The following is a 17,300-nucleotide window of genomic DNA, read 5'->3' as shown; positions in this document are numbered from 1 at the left end:
CCATGATTCGCATCAACGAACTGTCCCTGCCCCTCGACCACTCCCCCGATGAACTGCGCAAGGCCATCGTCAAGCGCCTGGGTATCGGCGACGCCGACCTGCTGGGCTTCACCGTCTTCAAGCGCAGCTACGATGCCCGCAAGAAGAACAGCGTCATCCTGTTCATCTACATCATCGACCTGGAGGCACGCGACGAGGCGGCGATCCTGGTGCGCTTCGCCGACGACCACAACATCCGCCCGGCCCCGGACACCCGCTACTACCCGGTCGCCCAGGCGCCGGCCGGGCTGGCCGAGCGTCCGCTGGTGGTGGGGTTCGGCCCCTGCGGGCTGTTCGCGGCGCTGCTGCTCGCGCAGATGGGCTTCAGGCCCATCGTGCTGGAGCGCGGCAAGGACGTGCGCAGCCGCACCAAGGACACCTGGGCGCTGTGGCGCAAGAAGGTCCTCACCCCCGAGTCCAACGTGCAGTTCGGCGAGGGTGGGGCCGGCCTGTTCTCCGACGGCAAGCTCTACAGCCAGATCAAGGACCCGAAGTTCTACGCCCGCAAGGTGATGCACGAGTTCGTCCGCGCCGGCGCGCCGGAAGAGATCATGTACGTGAGCAAGCCGCACATCGGCACCTTCCGCCTCACCGGCGTGGTCGCCACCATGCGCGAGGAGATCATCGCCCTGGGCGGCGAGGTGCGCTTCGAGAGCAAGGTGACTGACTTGCTGATCGACGACGGCCAGCTCGAAGGCGTGGTGCTGGCCAATGGCGAGACCCTGCACAGCCGCCATGTGGTCCTGGCCCTGGGCCACAGCTCCCGCGACACCTTCCGCATGCTGCACCGCCAGGGCGTGTTCCTGGAGGCCAAGCCCTTCGCCATCGGCTTCCGCATCGAGCACCCCCAGGGCCTGATCGACGAGGCGCGCCTGGGCAAGTACGCCGGCCACCCGGAACTGGGCGCCGCCGACTACAAGGTGGTGCACCACGCCAGGAACGGCCGCGCCGTCTACAGCTTCTGCATGTGCCCGGGCGGCACCGTGGTGGCGGCCACCTCCGAGGTGGGGCGCGTGGTCACCAACGGCATGAGCCAGTACTCGCGCAACGAGCGCAACGCCAACTCGGGCATCGTCGTCGGCATCAACCCGGAGCAGGATTTCCCCGGCGGCCCGCTGGCCGGCGTGGAGTTCCAGGAGCGCCTGGAATCCCGTGCCTACGAGCTGGGCGGCAGCGACTACTGCGCCCCCGGCCAACTGGTGGGCGACTTCATCCGTGGCGTGCCGTCCAGCGAGTTCGGCGACGTGGAGCCCTCCTACAAGCCCGGCGTGCGCCTGGGCGACCTTGCGCCTTCCCTGCCGGACTACGCCATCGAGGCCATCCGCGAGGCACTGCCGGCGTTCGGCAAGCAGATCCGTGGCTTCGACCGTGCCGACGCGGTGCTCACCGGCATCGAGACCCGCACCTCGTCCCCGGTGCGCATCACCCGTGACAACGAGACCCTGCAGAGCCTCAACCTCAAGGGCCTGTACCCGGCCGGCGAAGGCGCCGGCTACGCCGGCGGCATCCTCTCGGCGGGGGTGGACGGCATCAAGGTGGCCGAGGCACTGGCCAGGTCGATGCTGTCGGCCAACAGCCACTGAGCGCCGTATCGATGAAACTCGACGACATCAAGAAGCTCCACCAGAAGAAGTACCGGGCCGAGTTCGGTCACTTCCTGGTGGAGGGCGAGCACCTGCTGCTGGAATTGCAGAAGGCCGCCGAGCACAACCCGCAGCTGCTGCGCAGCCAGCTTTACGTGACCGCCGCCTACGAGCAGTGGCAGAGCCCGTTCGAGACCCACGTGATCAGCGACCGGCAGATGGCGCAGGTGGCCGATACCAAGACGCCCCAGGGCATCATCGCGCTGGTGCCGATGCCGGATGCGTCCGCGCCGGCGCCGGTCGCCGGCGAGCGTGCCATCTACCTGCACGAGATCCAGGACCCGGGCAACCTCGGCACCATCCTGCGCACTCTGGCGTGGTTCGGCGGCTTCCGCTGCCTGCTCAGCCCCGGCAGCGTCGACCCGTACAACCCCAAGGTCGTGCGCGCCAGCATGGGCGCCATCTTCCATGCGCCCATGGAACTGGATGTGGCGCTGGAATCCCTCGGCAGCCGCTTCGAGCGCATCGCCTGCCTGGACATGCACGGCGAGCCGGTGCAGTCCGCCGCCTTCAAGGCCTTCGACTGCTACCTGTTCGGCAACGAGGCGCGCGGTGTGCCGCGTGAACAGCTCACCGCACTCGACGCCCGGCCCTTCACCATCCCCGGCAGCGGTGCCATCGAATCGCTGAACCTGGCCTCGACGGTCAACATGTGCGCCTACGAGCTGACCCGCTGATGACGCGCCCGGCCGTTCCCCGGCCGGGCACGCCTGGCGATCACTCGGCCTGCAACAGGGTTTCCAGGGGCGCCGGTGCATACAGCGCGCTCTGGAACTCGGGCACGTACTCGTACTTCATCATCTTCCCGATCTTCAGTTCCTTGATGTAGCTGGACAGGCTGCCGTCGCCCAGCACCAGTTTCACCGCGTCCTCGTCGCCGCTGGAGGCGTGGCTCTGCTGGCGGGAGATCGCGTAGCCATAGGTCAGCTTCCCGTCGTGGTCGAGGTTGGTGAAGCTGCTGGTGGCCAGCTCGACTTCATTGGAGAGGTCGTCCAGCTTGCGGGTCTCCAGGGTCACATCCACCTTGCCCGTCTGGCTGTCGCGTATCTCGTAGGTGATGGACGTGTCGCTTTCGCGGTAGTCGATGCCGGTCAGCCACTTGGGCAGGTTGTAGCCGACCACGCCGCGCACCCGCGCCAGCTCGGTGTTGACCGGCAGCTTGAGCACATAGCCCCAGAAATCCTTCGACATCGACTGGCCGACCAGGGTGATGGGGCCCAGGTTGGCGTTGCCGGGCTTGTTGGTGACGATGGACAGGGCGATCTCGTTGTAGCTGTCATTGTCGCAGTAGTGATAGGCGTAGGCGGTCAGCGCCACCAGGCCACGGCCGGGCCACACCTGCAGCGGCTGGACCTGTTCCAGCACCTTGGCCGGCATCAGCGAGCGGAGTTTTTCCAGGTCCGCGGTGAACACCGCCGTTACCCGGCTGTTGCGGTAGTAGAAGTTCGGCGAATAGGACTCGAAGCCGATATCCACCCGGGTCTTGTGCAGCGTCTTGAACCAGCTGAGGTCGATGTCCGGGGCTTCGACAGCGATGACCTCGAGCGGCGGGTTGGAGTGGTAGCGGTCGTACAGCCCGCCGGCGACCACGGGGATGTCCTGGCCGGCGATGCGGGTGGTGGCGGTGGCTTCCGGGGCCGTGGCCGCGTCGCCCGCCCAGGAGGAAAACGCGACGGCGCCCAGGAGCGCGCCCGCCATCACCGCCATGTTTCTGAGTTTCATCGTCTCTGGATCTCCACTGTCTGCGTCATGGTTGAAGCCCATGCCCGGCTGCCTGGGAGCGTGTTTCCGCAGGCTCGTTCCGGGGGGCGAAAAAACCTTAACGTTCAAGTGAAGTTGAAGGTCAAGCCTTCGATTGCAGGCTTTTCTCGGTCGGCGAACGCTCGATGAAACGCTCAGTGAAAGGACGGTGCATTCGCCCCGGAATCGCAGTGCGGGATCGTCGATGGGGTCCGCTCAGCGGAGTGCCTGCCTGATGAACGTCAGGGCATCGCGGAAGATCGGGTGCCATTCCTCGGTGGGTTCGGCATCCAGTGGGTGCCAGAAGAAACGGAACCTGTGGCCGCCGTCATCTTCCGTGTCGTGGCTCCAGGTGTCTGCCAGGTCCGGGTCGACCCGGCACGCATGGAAGGCCCAGGTGTGGCCGGTGCCGGTGGCCTGCCAGGTGCCCAGGTCGCGGATCACTTCGCCCTGGACGCCGGCCTCTTCGGCGAGCTCGCGCACGGCTGCCGCCGCGCTGGTTTCCCCTGGCTCCACACTGCCTTTGACCAGTTGCCGGCCGGCGAGCGGGTGGAGGAAGGCGAGTATCTCCAGCGTGCCCCGCTGGCGCAGCACCACGGGGCAGGTCTTGTGCACGGTCAGGGTGCCATTCAAAGGTCCATCACCATCTCGTGCCAGGCCATGCCGCCGTGGTCGGACGAGGAAGGCTGCACATAGCGGTAGCCCATGCGCCGGTACAACTCGACATGGCGCTCCTTGCACATCAGGTGGATGGTCGCCTTGCCCTTCTCGCGCATGCGTTGCACGAAGGTGCGCATCAGCAGCGAGGACAGGCCCTTGCCCTGGTACGCCGGGTCGATCACCACCGACATGATCACCACGTTCGGCGCCTCGGCGTCGTGGCCCACCAGCTCCTTGAGCGCCTCGTCGGACATCACCACCTCGTGGGCGCAGCCACTGTTGATGAAGCCGACCACCGCGCCGTCCAGCTCCAGGATCAGGAAGCCCTCGGGGTACCGCCCGATGCGCGTCGCGATCTTCTCCCGCGTGGCGGCCTCGTCGCCTTCATAGGCGGAGGTCTCGATCTGGTAGCAGCGGTCGGTGTCGGGGAGGGTAGCGTTGCGGAAGGTGGGCGTGCTCATGGGGGCCTCGATGGCAGTTCGGCGCGGCATGGTAAAGCAGCGGCCGGGTGCATGCACGGCCGGCATGGGCACGGTGCCTGGCCACGCGACGTTGGGCTTCGCCCCTCCCCCCAACCTACACACCCCCTGTGGGAGCGGCTTCAGCCGCGAAAGACTCATCGCCGGCACAGGGCTGCGACTGGCCGGATGCCAAATCGCGAATGAATTCGCTCCCACAAGGCTTCGCGAGCAGAGCTCGCTCCTACAGCTTGTGCCTCGGATTGGGATTCGCAGGGCACCGCCTGGCCGCGCTACACACCCCCTGTGGGAGCGGCTTCAGCCGCGAAAGACTCATCGCCGGCACAGGGCTGCGACTGGCCGGATGCCCAATCGCGAATGAATTCGCTCCCACGAGGCTTCGCGAGCAGAGCTCGCTCCTACGGCTTGTGCCTCGGATCGGGATTCGCAGGGCACCGCCTGGCCGCGCTACACACCCCCTGTGGGAGCGGCTTCAGCCGCGAAAGACTCATCGCCGGCACGGGGCTGCGCATGGCCGGATGCCCATCGCGAATGAATTCGCCCCCACAAGAAGGTGAGGTGCGCCGTCTCTCGTCTTCGCCCCGGCCCGGGCGCTAAGCTGTCGGCCTCTCGGAAAGGGCACGACGCCAGGCGGTGAGGGTGGACAGGTTCCAGGAAATGAAGGTGCTGCTGGCGGTGACCGAGGCGGAGAGCTTCGCCGGTGGCGCGAAGCTGATGGGCCTCTCGCCGCCCAGCGTGACGCGCGCCATCGCTGCGCTGGAGGCACGCCTCGGCACCCTGCTGCTGGCGCGCAGCACGCGCAGCCTGCGCCTCACCGAGGCGGGGCGGCGCTATGTGGAGGATTGCCGGCGCATCCTGCTGGAGCTGGAAGAGGCCGAGGAGCTGGCCGCCGGCAGCAACGTGCGCCCGCGCGGGCGGCTGACGGTGACGGCGCCGGTGATGTTCGGCGAGCTGTTCCTCATCCCGCTGATCGCCGAATACCTCGACCTGTACCCGGAGGTGGAAATCAACGCCCTGCTGGTCGACCGCGTGGTGAACATGGTCGAGGAGGGCGTGGACGTCGCCGTGCGCATCGGCTCGCTCCGCGAAGGCGAGCACCTGGCGCTGCAGGTCGGGCAGATACGCCCGGTGGTCTGCGCCGCGCCGTCGCTGCTCGACCGCATCGGCCGGCCGAGCCGCCCCGAGGACCTGGAGAACGCCCAGGTGGTGATGTCGTCGGCCAGCGGGCTGCTCACCCACTGGCAGTTCATGGGGCCGGACGGCCCGTTCGGGTTCACGCCGACGCCACGCCTGCTGGTCAGCTCCAACCAGGCGGCGATCAAGGCCGCGCGCCTGGGCTGGGGCTTCACCCGCGTGCTGTCGTACCAGGTGGCCGAGGCCATCGCCAAGGGTGAACTGGAGACGGTGCTCGACGCCTTCGCCATGCCCGCGCTGCCGGTGTACATCATCCAGCAGGGGGGCCGGCGCGAGTCGGCCAAGGTGCGTACCTTCGTCGACCACTGCGCTACGCGCTTCCGCGCCGATGCCGCCTTGCGCGCGGCGGGGGCGCCGGTCGCGCGATGAGCCGCCACCGCGAGATGCAGGTCTTCCTGGCCGTGGCCCACGCGGGCAGCCTGGCGGGGGGCGCGCGCCGCCTGCAACTGTCCCAGGCCACCGTGATGCGCACCCTCGCCGCCCTGGAGGCGCGGCTGGGCAGCGCCTTGCTGTTGCGCGGCCCGCGCGGGGCCAGCCTGAGCCCGGAGGGCGAGCGCTTCGCCGAAAGCTGCGAGCGCATCCTCGGGCGGGTGGAGGAGGCGGAGCGCTCCGTCACCGGCCTGCACACCGAGCCGGCCGGTGCACTGCACCTGGCGATGCCGCTGCTGATGGCGCACCAAGTGTTCACCCCCATCGCCCTCGACTACCTGAACGCCTTCCCCGGGATGACCCTGGACATCCGGGCCCGCGAGGGGCTGCCACGGTTGCTGGAGGAGGGGATCGACGTCGCCCTGGTGACCGGCCCGCTGCCGGACTCCTCGGGGTTCGCCGTGCCGCTGGGGCGGGTCCGCCCCCTCGTCTGCGCGGCGCCCGGCTACCTGGCGCGCCACGGCCGGCCGGACCGCCCCGAGGCGCTGTCCGGATTGCCGACCATAGTCGCCACCTCCACCGGCCATGCCGGCGAGTGGCGCTTCGCCGACGGTGCGGTGAAGGTCACGCCCCGGCTGCTCTGCAGCACCCCGCAGGCCGCCATCCGCGCCGCCGTCGCCGGGCTGGGGCTGACCCGTTGCCTGAGCCACGAGGTGCACCAGGAGCTGCAGGCCGGCCAGTTGGAAACGGTGCTGGAACCCTTCGCCGCCGCGCCGCTGCCGGTGCACCTGGTCTACCGCGAAGGCCGCCGCGCCGCCGCGCGGGTGCGCAGCTTCCTCGACTTCGCCGTGCCACGGCTGCGCGCCCATCCTGCGCTCGAGGGGTGAACCTGATGGTCCATCGCGAATGAATTCGCTCCTACCAGGCGGGGCGGCGCTGCGCGCCGCTTGGCGACTGAAGTCGCCCCTACAGAAAGCAGGCCGAGCCAGCGCGCGGGCATGACCCTTGCGTAGGTTGGAGGTCGCTTTTTACCTCCACCGGGCGGACTCGGGTGTAACGCCGCATCGACGGGTTTCGCGACGAAGCATCCCGGTGAAATGTGGGAGCGGTTTCAACCGCGATGCTTTATGCGGGCTTCTTCGCGAATGAATTCGCTCCCACAAGGTGGGCGGTGCTGCGCGCCGCTTGGCGACTGAAGTCGCCCCTACAGGATATGAGCCGCATGTCGGGTGCAACCCGACGATGCCGCTGCAGCATCCGCGCAAGACCTCCGGTTATTTCAAAAAATGAAAGAGTGGATTGTCATTCGTGGTGATTCTGCTCGTAGCTGCGTGAGCTCAACATGCCTCCATCGTCGCGAACGCCCAGCCGGGCGGTTCACGGTGAACCACCCCGAACCGATAAGGAGCCACCGTCATGTCTCGTCCCGCCATCAAGCTGTACCGCCACCCGCTGTCCGGCCATGCCCATCGTGTCGAACTCATGCTCTCGCTGCTGCAACTGCCCACCGAGCTGGTCTTCGTCGACCTGGCCAAGGGCGCGCACAAGCAGCCCGACTTCCTTGCCCTCAACGCCTTCGGCCAGGTGCCGGTGATCGATGACGCCGGCACCGTGGTCAACGACTCCAACGCCATCCTCGTCTACCTGGCCAAGCGCTACGGCGAGGGGCGCTGGCTGGCCGAGGAAGCCGTCGCCGCCGCGCGTATCCAGCGTTGGCTGTCGGTGGCCGCCGGGCAGGTCGCCTACGGTCCTGCCGCTGCGCGCCTGATCACCGTCTTCGGCGCCTCCTTCAATGCCGAGGAAGTGATCCACCGGGCCCATGTGCTGCTCGCGGTAATGGAAGGCGAGCTGGACGCCTCCCTCTTCCTCGCCGGTGACACGCCGACCATCGCCGACGTGGCCAACTACAGCTACATCGCCCATGCGCCGGAGGGCAACGTGTCGCTGGAGGCCTATCCCAACGTGCGTGCCTGGCTGGCCCGCATCGAGGCGCTGCCGGGCTTCGTACCGATGCAACGCACCGCCGCCGGCCTCAACGCCGCCTGAGCCACCCCGGGCTGCCGAGCCCCGGCAGCCCCTTTCCGGAGGGCAGACCATGGAACAGACTCCCAGCCAGCGCCCCTCGCCCTGGCATGCCGGTGAAAGGCAACTGCAGGAAACGGTCGGCGTGGCCGAGCGGATGGAAGCCCACGGGCAGAAAGTCATCCGCGACCATATGCCCGACCAGCACCGTGCCTTCTTCCATCAACTGCCCTTCCTGATCGCCGGTGCGGTGGATGGCGAGGGACGACCCTGGGCCACCCTGATCGAGGGCCCCGAAGGCTTCGTCACCTCGCCCGACCCCAGGCACCTGGTCTTCGACCTGGCCGCCCGCCCGCTGGACCCGCTGGACCCGGCCACCCCCGGCCTGGGTGCCGGCGCCGCCCTCGGCCTGCTCGGCATCGAACTGCACACGCGGCGTCGCAACCGCCTCAACGGTGCGATCGACCAGGCCTCGGCACAGCAGTTCGTGGTGCAGGTCGAGCACTCCTTCGGCAACTGCCCGCAGTACATCCAGCGACGGGAATGGAGCAGCTCCCCCGAGCCGCGCGGCACCGTCCGCGAGGACGCCGCCGAGCTGGACGAACGCACCCGCGCGATGATCCGCGCCGCCGACACCTTCTTCGTCGCCAGCTACGTCGACCACGAGGACGGCAGCCGCTCCGTGGATGTCTCCCACCGTGGCGGGCGCGCAGGCTTCGTGCGGGTGGAGGGCAACCGCCTGACCATCCCCGACTACGCCGGCAACCTGCACTTCAACACCCTGGGCAACCTGCTGAGCAACCCGCGCGCCGGCCTGCTGTTCGTCGACTTCGAGCAGGGCAACGTGCTGCAGGTACAGGGCCGTGCCGAGGTGATCCTCGACAGCCCGCTGATCGCCGCCTTCGACGGTGCCGAGCGCATCTGGACCCTCGATATCGAGCAGGTGGTGTTCCGCCCCAACGCGGTGTCGCTGCGCTGGGACTTCGACGAATACGCGCCCACCAGCCTGCTCACCGGCACCTGGGCCGAGGCGGACGAGCGCCTGCGCGAGACCGAGCGGCGGCGCCAGTGGCAGCGCTGGCGCGTGCTGAGCCAGCAGCAGGAAAGCCACGACATCCGCTCGCTGGTGCTGGCGCCCGAGGAGGGTGGCGAGGTGAGCTTCGCCCCCGGCCAGCACATTCCCTTGCGCCTGGTCACCGCTGATGGCGAGGCCCTGGTGCGCACCTACAGCGTCTCCAGCGCGCCGAGCGACGGTCAGCTGCGTATCAGCGTCAAGGCCCAGGGCAAGGGCTCGCGGCACCTGCACGAGCAAGTGCGGGTCGGCGATGTGCTGGAAGCCCGCCCGCCCCTGGGTGGCTTCACCCTGAAGACCGACAGCCAGCGCCCCGTCGTGCTGATCGGCGCGGGCGTGGGCATCACCCCGATGGTCTCCATGGCCCGCGAGCTGGTGGCGCTCAACCAGCGGCAGCCGCAAGGCCGACGCATCCACCTGTTCCAGGGCGCGCGGGCGCTGCACGACCTGCCGTTCCAGGCAGAGCTGCAGGCGCTTTCGAGCCGCTCGGGTGGCCTGCTGCGCTGGGTGCGCGCCCTGAGCGCCCCGGAAGCCGAGGCACGTCTGGGGCATGACTTCGAACTGAACGGCCGCCTCGACCTGGCGCATATCCAGGCCAGCCTGCCGTTCGACGACTACGACTTCTACCTGTGCGGCCCGGCGGCCTTTACCCAGTCGATCTACGACGGCCTGCGCGGGCTGAACATCGCCGATTCGCGCATCCATGCCGAGGCCTTCGGCCCCTCGACGTTGCGGCGCCAGGTCGACGGGCAGGCGCCCACGCGGGTCCAGCCACCGGCGGCCACGAGCCCGGTGCCGGTGTACTTCACCCATTCGGCCAAGGAAGCACGCTGGACACCGGAGAGCGGCAGCCTGCTGGAGCTGGCGGAAAGCCGCGGCCTGACCCCCGAGTTCAGCTGCCGGGGCGGCTCGTGCGGCACCTGCCGCACGCGCCGCATCAGCGGCGAGGTGCATTACCCCAACCCGCCGGCGGAAATGCCCGAGGCCGACATGGTGCTGATCTGCTGCGCCGTCCCGGCGGCGGGCGAAGAGGGCGCCCAACCCCTAGTGCTCGACCTGTGAGGAGGCTCGCCATCATGACCATCCAGCAAAACCCCTTGGCCAACGGCATTCCCCGCTGGAACGACACCCCCGACCGCGACGCGCAATCCCGCCTCGGCACGCCCGCGTGCGTGGAGACCGAGGCCGGCTTCCTGCTGTCGCAACTGCTGTTCCCGCTGGACCTGCCGAGGCGAGATTCGGGCATGCAATGCGGGGAAGGGGACTGGCGCTGCTGAGCCGAGCGGCCGAGCGGTGGGTTTCGCTGCGCTCTACACCACCCTACGGAAAGTGGGCGCCTGGAGGCGGCGCAGGATGTCTCTTTTGCGATGGTGGTTGGCCGGATTGCGTGAGACAGCCAGGGCGGCGCGGCATAGGATGGCGCCCGATCCCGAATTCCGGCAGCGTCGTGCCGCGGTCGTCCAGAGCGCGGTGTGCGCTGCTCCTGCCTGGAAGCTCCACCATGTCCGTCAGCACCACCGCTTCTCCCCTGGCCGCGACTGCGGCGGCGAACCCGGCCAGCCCGCTGGTCATGCGCGTGATCGGCGCCTGCGCGCTGGCCCACCTGATCAACGACCTGATCCAGGCGGTGCTGCCGTCGATCTACCCGATGCTCAAGGCCAACTACGGCCTGAGCTTCACCCAGGTCGGCCTGATCACCCTGACATTCCAGCTCACCGCCTCGCTGCTGCAGCCCTGGGTCGGCTACTACACCGACCGCCATCCCAAGCCCTGGCTGCTGCCGGCCGGCTCGCTGTGCACCCTGGTGGGCATCCTGCTGCTGGCCTTCGTCGGCTCCTTCCCGGCGATCCTCATGGCCTCGGCGCTGGTGGGCATCGGCTCGTCCACCTTCCACCCGGAAGCCTCGCGCATCGCCCGGCTGGCGTCGGGCGGGCGCTACGGCCTGGCGCAGTCCACCTTCCAGGTCGGCGGCAACGCCGGCAGTGCGTTCGGCCCGCTGCTCGCGGCGGCCATCGTCATCCCCTACGGGCAGGGCCACGTGGCCTGGTTCGGGCTGTTCGCCACCTTCGCCATCCTGGTGCTCTATGGCCTAAGCCGCTGGTACCGCAACCACCTGAACCTGTTCCGCCTCAAGCAGGGCGGCGCCGCGACCCACGGCCTGTCCAGGCGCCGGGTGACCTTCGCCCTGGTGATCCTGGCGCTGCTGGTGTTCTCCAAGTACTTCTACATGGCCAGCCTCACCAGCTACTTCACCTTCTACCTGATCGAGAAGTTCGACCTGTCGGTGGCCACCTCGCAGGTCTACCTCTTCCTGTTCCTCGGCTCCGTCGCCGCTGGCACCTTCTTCGGTGGCCCCATCGGCGACCGCATCGGGCGCAAGAAGGTGATCTGGTTCTCCATCCTCGGCGTTGCGCCCTTCACCCTGGCGCTGCCCCACGTGGACCTGTTCTGGACCGGCGTGCTGAGCATGGTCATCGGCTTCATCCTCGCCTCGGCCTTCTCCGCCATCGTGGTCTTCGCCCAGGAGCTGGTGCCCGGCAACGTGGGCATGATCGCCGGCGTGTTCTTCGGCCTGATGTTCGGCTTCGGCGGCATCGGCGGGGCGCTGCTGGGGCACCTGGCGGACATCCACGGCATCGAGCACGTGTTCTTCCTCTGCTCCTTCCTGCCGCTGCTGGGCATTCTCACCATCCTCCTGCCCTCGACGAAGAAGGCCTGAGCCCCGCTCAGACCCAGCGCCGCACCCGCTCCCGGTAGCGGGTGTAGTCGGCGCCGAACAGCCCGGCCAGCGCCCGTTCCTCGGGGACGATCTGGAAGCGGTCGAGGTACATCACGAACCCCGCCACCGCGAACAGGGACAGCGGCGCCCCCAGCAGGGCCGCCCAGGCGACGAGCAGGATGGCGAAGCCCAGGTACATGGGGTTGCGCGTGTGGCGATAGATGCCGGCCTGCACCAGCGACGAGGCCTGCTCCGGCACCAGCGGGTTGACCGTGGTACGAGCCCGCCGGAAGGACGCCACCCCGGCCAGGCACACGCCCGCGCCCAGCGCCGCCAACGCCAGCGCGGCCCCGAGCCGCCAGGCCCAGGCAATCCCCACAGGGGGCAGCAGGTACGCCAGCAGGGCCATGAGCAGGGCGCAGACCAGGGTGGCCAGCACGGGGGGAATGCGTTTTTCCAGGCGGTCCATCATCGTTCCTCGGGGAGTGTTCGGGCCCGAGGATGAAGGCTGTAGCGACTCCAGGGTCAAGCGCCATCGACCCGGTGGTCCACCACCGCCGACTTGCGCTGCGGGCCCCAGGGGCTAGGCTCGACCGTTCTGATTTCAGCAACGGAACGCATGATGGAACACTCAGGGGCAACGGTTTTCACCAAGGGCGAGTTCAGCGTGGTGCAGTGGGTCGCGGTGCGGCAGGACGGCTCCACCGAGGTTCGCGGCTATCGATTGAGGGGCCCCGGTGCCCCGCAGACCCTGCTGCCCACGGCGGTGATCGCCAGCGCGATGGTCCAGGAACTGTCGAAGCGCCGGCCCGGCTCGCGCTTCTGAGCAAGGCCGCCACGCCACGAAAAAAAGCGCCCTTCGGGGCGCTTTTTTCATGGGCGGTGTCATCAGCCGCCGTTGCGTTTCTTCTCGCCGGCGCTCGGCTTGGTTGCTGGCCGGCATCGTGGCCCCTACGCCCGGGATGCGCCGGTGCGGGTGGGAACGGGTAGATACCGTCTTGATTTCTAGTGAGCAAGGGCCAGTTTTGCGTTAAATGGCTGGCCCGATTTCAGTACGCCGTAGGCGATGTTCAGCAGCTTGCGCATGGCAGCGCAGACGATCTGCTTGCCGGTCTTGCCCTTCGCCCTCAACCGTTCGCTCAGGGCCCTGATCGCCTCGTTGTACGTCAGGGCACTGATCGCGGGCATGAACAGGCCGGCCCGCAGGCGCGATGAGCCCGTCTTGGAGATACGCGTCTGTCCCCGGTGGTTCCCGGACTCCTGCAGCCGCGGATTGAGCCCGGCAAAGGCAGTGACGGCGCGGCTGTTGGCAAAGCGCAGTGGGTCGCCCAGCTCCGCCAGGAGCAGGGCAGCGGTCTTGTCGGCGATCCCGTCGATGCTGGTCAGCAGGTCGCGCTTGCCGCGCAGATCCGGGTCGTTGTCGATGTGGTCGTCGATCGCCTTGAGGGTCTCTTCGATCTCCTGACCGATATGTTCCAGCACCGACTGGATCGAGGCCTGGACGCTGGCATCGGCCACTTCCAGGCGGTTGCGCTCCATCTGCTCGATTTCGCGCAGGTCCTCCAGGCGCCGTACCAGGGCTTTCAAACGCCGCACGGCACGGGGCTCGGGTTGCCAGGGACGCAGACTGTCCTGATGGCGCTCGCCGTATTCGGCGATCAGCTTGGCGTCGACCTTGTCGGTCTTCACCCGCTGCAACTGGCTACGGGCATAGTGGGCGACCTGCGCCGGGTTGAGGACACAGACCCGATAGCCTTGCTCCAACAGCCATTCGGCCAGGGCTTCATGGTGGATGCCGGTGGCCTCCATCACGACCCAGGCTCCGGGTTCGCTGTGTTTGTTCAGCCAGTCGCGCAAGACGGCGAAGCCCGCTTTGTCGTTGGCCAGCTTGGCCTTGGTGCGGTACTTGCCGTTGGGCTGCAGGGTGGCGAGGTCAAAGGTGTGTTTGGCGATGTCGATGCCGATGACGCTGGGCATGGATTCTCCTCTCGATCCGTTCAGACGCGATCATCACTGCACCCGGCCCAACCTTGTGAATGCGAGCTCGAGGCTCTGGATACCGTTCGGGCTGTTCGAGTGAGTGTGGAGGGGCGGAGCACTATCTACGTTGCAGGCTCGCGGCCTAAGGGTGGACACGACTTCCAGCCCCTCCCCCGATGATCAGTCGGGGACTATTACCCCTGTGGAGGTATTTAGTCGAGATACAAGGGTGGACGACGCTTCACCCGTCCACCCTGCGGAGTCCGGTGTGGCCCCGCTGGTGGAGGTAGAAGGCGACCTCCACCCTACGCCCGGGATGCACCGGTGCGGGTGGGAACGGGTAGGGTGGACGACGCTTCACCCGTCCACCATTCGCGGCCCGATATGGCCACGCTGGTGGAGGTAGAAAGCGACTTCCACCCTACGCCCGGGATGCACCGGTGTGGGTGGGAACGGGTAGGGTGGACGACGCTTCACCCGTCCACCATTCGCGGCCTGACATGGCCTCGCTGGTGGAGGTAGAAAGCGGCCTCCACCCTGCGCCCCCGGGCATCAACGGGCGAGCCATGCCAGCAAGCCGAGCGCCAAGGCGAGCCAGAGCGCCACGATCAAGGCCGCTGCCACGCGGCTTGAGGGGCGTTGGGTGGCGACGGCGGCGGCCCTGCGATACTCCTCCATCAGCTCCGGCGGGATCAGCCGGATCACCAGCCAGATGCCCAGCGGGACGATCAATAGATCGTCCAGGTAGCCCAGTACGGGGATGAAGTCCGGAATCAGGTCGATGGGCGACAGCGCGTAGGCCGCTACCACCAGCGCCAGGGCCTTTGCCTGCCAGGGGGTGCGTGAGTCGCGGGCGGCGATCCACAGGGCGTGCACGTCGCGCTTGAGCGCACGCGCCCAGCGGCGGATGCGTTCGGGCAGTGATGGGTGGCTCGGTTCCATGGGGCTCCTGCGTGCGAGGGATCAGGGCGTTCATGCGGGTGCTCCGGGCTGGCCGGCGCCTTGTGGCTGGGCGAGCCAATCTGCGCGGCTGCCTGAAGCCTAGTCCAGGCGAAGAGGCGGGCGATCGGGGCTGGAGACGCCGCCTCGACCCGGATCACTCCAGCCGCCCGCGTTACCGGGTCGCCTGGCCTTTGAACCGGCTCAGGGCCTGGGCGGCGTTTTTGTGCGGGGTTTGGCAATGTGCCAGGGCGGTCGAGCCGGTGACAGGGCGAGGCACTATCGTAGGCGCCTTCACGGGGGGACCCGGCCCGCTGCTGCAAGGAGGCACTGTCGTCCATGTCCGAGACCACCATCACCCTGCGCGCGCAGTTTCGCGATGAGGCCCAGGCCCAGCAGGTTCTGGATGCCTTCACCACGGCCGCCGAGGCGCACGGCCACGAGCTGACGGCCAGCCTCGCGTCGTTGGCGCCGGTCGGGGCGTACGGGGCGGAGCAGGGCATCGATATCGAGCGCCTGGAGCGCCAGGATTCGACGCTGGTGGTGGCGGGCTACGCCGGGCGCATCGACCCGCCGCTCTGGCTGGTCCCGGGCCTGGTCCAGCTGGGCGCGACCCGCACGGTGCTGAGCGAAGCGCGTGATGAAGGCGGCCAGCGGCATTACTTCATCGGGCCGAAGAAGGTGTCGCAGAAAGCCTTCGAGGCCAGTGCCGCGCTCATGCCCAAGCCGCCCCTGAAGGCGGGCGCCGAGCTGTTCCTGCCCGAGGGCCGGGTGACGGTGAAGGCCACGCTGCTCAGCCACGAGTGGAAGGAATCGCTGTTCGAACGCTTCTGCGTGATGCGCATGCAGGCCGAGGATGGGCGCCTGTTCCTCTACAAGGGCGCGTCCGGGCTGACGGCGATGACCGCCGACGACCATGAGAAGACCTTCACCTTCTCCGCCACCTTCGAGCTGGGCGAATACGAGGGCGAGACGGTGGCCTTCGCTCGCCGGCCGAGCAAGGTCCAGCTCGGCGGCATCGCCCCGACCAAGGTCCGCAAGGTCAGGTTCAGTGGCCGCAACAAGGCTTTCATGGAGGGGCCGTTCGCGCCGCTCATCAGCCGTTACCTGCAGGCGCTGGAGGGCAAGCCGGATGCCTTCGTGCAACGGCTGGGCGCCACCTCGCTGCTGGATGTGGAGCTGACGGAGCTGTTCGCCCTGCTGAAGGGCATCGACGCCTATTCCTTCGACGGCTTCGGCCACTACGTCGCGCTCTCGGACGGCAGCCGCGAGGCCTTCGAGATCTACACCGTGGGCGATGCGGAGCTCGACCTCGAAGCCGCCCGCCAGCACCTGAACGGGCTCGATATGGCGGCCACCTACCGGGACGACCACCCCAACGTGTACACGCTGCATTGGCTGCACGAGGGTATCCGGGTGCGCTTCAAGGTGTGGAAGAAAGGCTTCGAGTGCTTCCTCGACCGGCCTGCGGTGGGCTGATCGCGGGAGGAGCATGGGTACGCTGCCCCCTGGCCCTGTATCCCGCAAATCACGCCCGTCTGTATCTATCGGCCCAGGGAGGTCATTGGTAGTGTTCGAGCACGCCCTGCCCACCAGAAGCCCTGTCGGACCATGACCTACGCCTATTCCCTGTTGCTGATCAGCGGCATCTACCTGGCGGTGCTCGCCAGCCCCGGACCGAACTTCTTCATCCTCAGCCAGATGGCGCTGAGCCAACGGCACCGGGATGCGCGCCATGTCGCCTATGGCATCGCCACCGGCTCGGTGTTCTGGGTGGTGGTGTCGATCGCCGGCCTGGCGACGCTGCTGTCGCAGCATCCCTGGCTGGAGTCCGGCGTGCGCCTGCTGGGCGCTGCCTACCTGGTCTGGTACGGCGGCCGCCTCTTGTGGTCCGCCTTCCGTCCCGTGCCACGGCGCACGGATGTGCAGCAGCCGGAGCTGAGCGGTTCGCGGCTGGCGGCCTATCGCACGGGCCTGCTGACCTGCGTGACCAACCCCAAGGGCGCGGCCTTCTGGACCAGCGCCTTCGCGGCCATCTTCCCGGTCGGCGCGCCGCTCTGGTTCTACCCGGTCACCGTCGCGCTCATCGGCGCGCTGTCGTTCGGCTGGCACATCGGGCTCGCCCAGGTGTTCGGTTCCGCGGCCTTGCGTGCCTCCTACCTGCGCATAGAGCGGGGCATCAACGGCAGCGCCGGCGCGGCCCTGGTGGCGCTGGGGTTGCAGAGGATGCTTGCGCGCTGAGGCGCTCGCAGCCTGCTGGATTCGCGTGGGCATCGTCGCGAGTGGGACGGGTGGACGACGCTCCATCCGTCCACCCTTCGGAGCCCGAGGTGGCAGCGCTGGTGGAGGTGAAAAGCGACCTCCACCCTACGCAGCGGTCATGCCTCGAGCGGTTGGTCGGGCTGCCTGTTTTCGCTTGATGGGGACGTTGATCGCGATCAAGG

The 17,300-nt window shown here is 68.1% G+C and carries 17 protein-coding genes; 11 read left to right on the top strand and 6 right to left on the bottom strand.

The genetic code is table 11. The features are described 5' to 3' along the window. Positions 1–2 precede the first annotated feature (2 nt). Together HSX14_RS17515 and HSX14_RS17510 are read left to right on the top strand one after the other, a co-directional pair. Positions 3–1,622: an NAD(P)/FAD-dependent oxidoreductase gene (locus tag HSX14_RS17515; RefSeq protein WP_173180295.1), complete on the top strand. Its 1,620-nt coding sequence runs from the start codon at positions 3–5 to the stop codon at positions 1,620–1,622. A gap of 11 nt (positions 1,623–1,633) precedes the next feature. Beyond that, on the top strand, positions 1,634–2,359 hold the full coding sequence (locus tag HSX14_RS17510; RefSeq protein WP_173180296.1) for a TrmH family RNA methyltransferase: 726 nt from the start codon (positions 1,634–1,636) through the stop codon (positions 2,357–2,359). A gap of 40 nt (positions 2,360–2,399) precedes the next feature. On the opposite strand, the gene HSX14_RS17505 is transcribed toward HSX14_RS17510, so the two are convergent. The 3 genes from HSX14_RS17505 to HSX14_RS17495 form a co-directional block, all read right to left on the bottom strand. Then, positions 2,400–3,404: an acetoacetate decarboxylase (ADC) gene (locus tag HSX14_RS17505; protein WP_173180297.1), complete on the bottom strand. Its 1,005-nt coding sequence runs from the start codon at positions 3,402–3,404 to the stop codon at positions 2,400–2,402. A gap of 234 nt (positions 3,405–3,638) precedes the next feature. Further along, positions 3,639–4,055 (bottom strand): NUDIX hydrolase, encoded by a 417-nt coding sequence (locus tag HSX14_RS17500; protein WP_373874792.1) that lies wholly within the window; start codon positions 4,053–4,055, stop codon positions 3,639–3,641. Beyond that, a complete protein-coding gene (locus HSX14_RS17495) occupies positions 4,052–4,543 on the bottom strand; it encodes a GNAT family N-acetyltransferase (protein ID WP_173180298.1) in 492 nt (163 codons plus the stop codon). Before HSX14_RS17495 ends, HSX14_RS17500 begins: the two co-directional genes overlap by 4 nt. Positions 4,544–5,200: 657 nt before the next feature. Between HSX14_RS17495 and HSX14_RS17490 the strand changes: the two genes are divergently transcribed. From HSX14_RS17490 to HSX14_RS17465, 6 genes are all read left to right on the top strand, one after another. Then, on the top strand, positions 5,201–6,124 hold the full coding sequence (locus tag HSX14_RS17490; RefSeq protein WP_173180299.1) for a LysR family transcriptional regulator: 924 nt from the start codon (positions 5,201–5,203) through the stop codon (positions 6,122–6,124). Further along, positions 6,121–7,011, top strand: a complete 891-nt coding sequence (locus tag HSX14_RS17485) for a LysR family transcriptional regulator (RefSeq protein ID WP_173180300.1) — start codon at positions 6,121–6,123, stop codon at positions 7,009–7,011. Before HSX14_RS17490 ends, HSX14_RS17485 begins: the two co-directional genes overlap by 4 nt. A 529-nt stretch (positions 7,012–7,540) precedes the next feature. After that, positions 7,541–8,170: a glutathione S-transferase family protein gene (locus HSX14_RS17480; RefSeq protein ID WP_173180301.1), complete on the top strand. Its 630-nt coding sequence runs from the start codon at positions 7,541–7,543 to the stop codon at positions 8,168–8,170. Positions 8,171–8,219: 49 nt separating this feature from the next. Then, complete coding sequence (locus HSX14_RS17475) at positions 8,220–10,280, top strand: pyridoxamine 5'-phosphate oxidase family protein (RefSeq protein WP_173180302.1); 2,061 nt, start codon at positions 8,220–8,222, stop codon at positions 10,278–10,280. Between the two features lie 14 nt (positions 10,281–10,294). Further along, on the top strand, positions 10,295–10,495 hold the full coding sequence (locus HSX14_RS17470; protein ID WP_173180303.1) for a hypothetical protein: 201 nt from the start codon (positions 10,295–10,297) through the stop codon (positions 10,493–10,495). Positions 10,496–10,719: 224 nt separating this feature from the next. Further along, entirely contained in the window at positions 10,720–11,937 is a 1,218-nt protein-coding gene (locus HSX14_RS17465; RefSeq protein ID WP_173180304.1) for an MFS transporter, read from the top strand. A 7-nt stretch (positions 11,938–11,944) separates the two neighbouring features. Here the strand turns inward: HSX14_RS17465 and HSX14_RS17460 are convergent, their stop codons facing one another. Beyond that, positions 11,945–12,406 (bottom strand): methyltransferase family protein, encoded by a 462-nt coding sequence (locus HSX14_RS17460; RefSeq protein ID WP_173180305.1) that lies wholly within the window; start codon positions 12,404–12,406, stop codon positions 11,945–11,947. A 153-nt stretch (positions 12,407–12,559) separates the two neighbouring features. On the opposite strand from HSX14_RS17460, the gene HSX14_RS17455 reads away from it, so the two are divergent. Then, complete coding sequence (locus HSX14_RS17455) at positions 12,560–12,763, top strand: hypothetical protein (RefSeq protein ID WP_175384272.1); 204 nt, start codon at positions 12,560–12,562, stop codon at positions 12,761–12,763. Between the two features lie 179 nt (positions 12,764–12,942). Here the strand turns inward: HSX14_RS17455 and HSX14_RS17450 are convergent, their stop codons facing one another. Both HSX14_RS17450 and HSX14_RS17445 read right to left on the bottom strand, forming a co-directional pair. Further along, complete coding sequence (locus tag HSX14_RS17450) at positions 12,943–13,914, bottom strand: IS110 family RNA-guided transposase (RefSeq protein ID WP_175384271.1); 972 nt, start codon at positions 13,912–13,914, stop codon at positions 12,943–12,945. Between the two features lie 555 nt (positions 13,915–14,469). Beyond that, complete coding sequence (locus tag HSX14_RS17445) at positions 14,470–14,859, bottom strand: YkvA family protein (protein WP_173179538.1); 390 nt, start codon at positions 14,857–14,859, stop codon at positions 14,470–14,472. Between the two features lie 336 nt (positions 14,860–15,195). On the opposite strand from HSX14_RS17445, the gene HSX14_RS17440 reads away from it, so the two are divergent. Together HSX14_RS17440 and HSX14_RS17435 are read left to right on the top strand one after the other, a co-directional pair. Continuing rightward, complete coding sequence (locus HSX14_RS17440; protein ID WP_173179540.1) at positions 15,196–16,335, top strand: hypothetical protein; 1,140 nt, start codon at positions 15,196–15,198, stop codon at positions 16,333–16,335. A 132-nt stretch (positions 16,336–16,467) separates the two neighbouring features. Then, entirely contained in the window at positions 16,468–17,097 is a 630-nt protein-coding gene (locus HSX14_RS17435) for a LysE family translocator (protein ID WP_173179542.1), read from the top strand. Positions 17,098–17,300: the final 203 nt, after the last annotated feature.

This window comes from Pseudomonas tohonis (assembly GCF_012767755.2).
GTDB classification, from domain to species: Bacteria; Pseudomonadota; Gammaproteobacteria; order Pseudomonadales; family Pseudomonadaceae; genus Metapseudomonas; species Metapseudomonas tohonis.
This window is presented reverse-complemented; position numbering and strand designations above follow the sequence as displayed.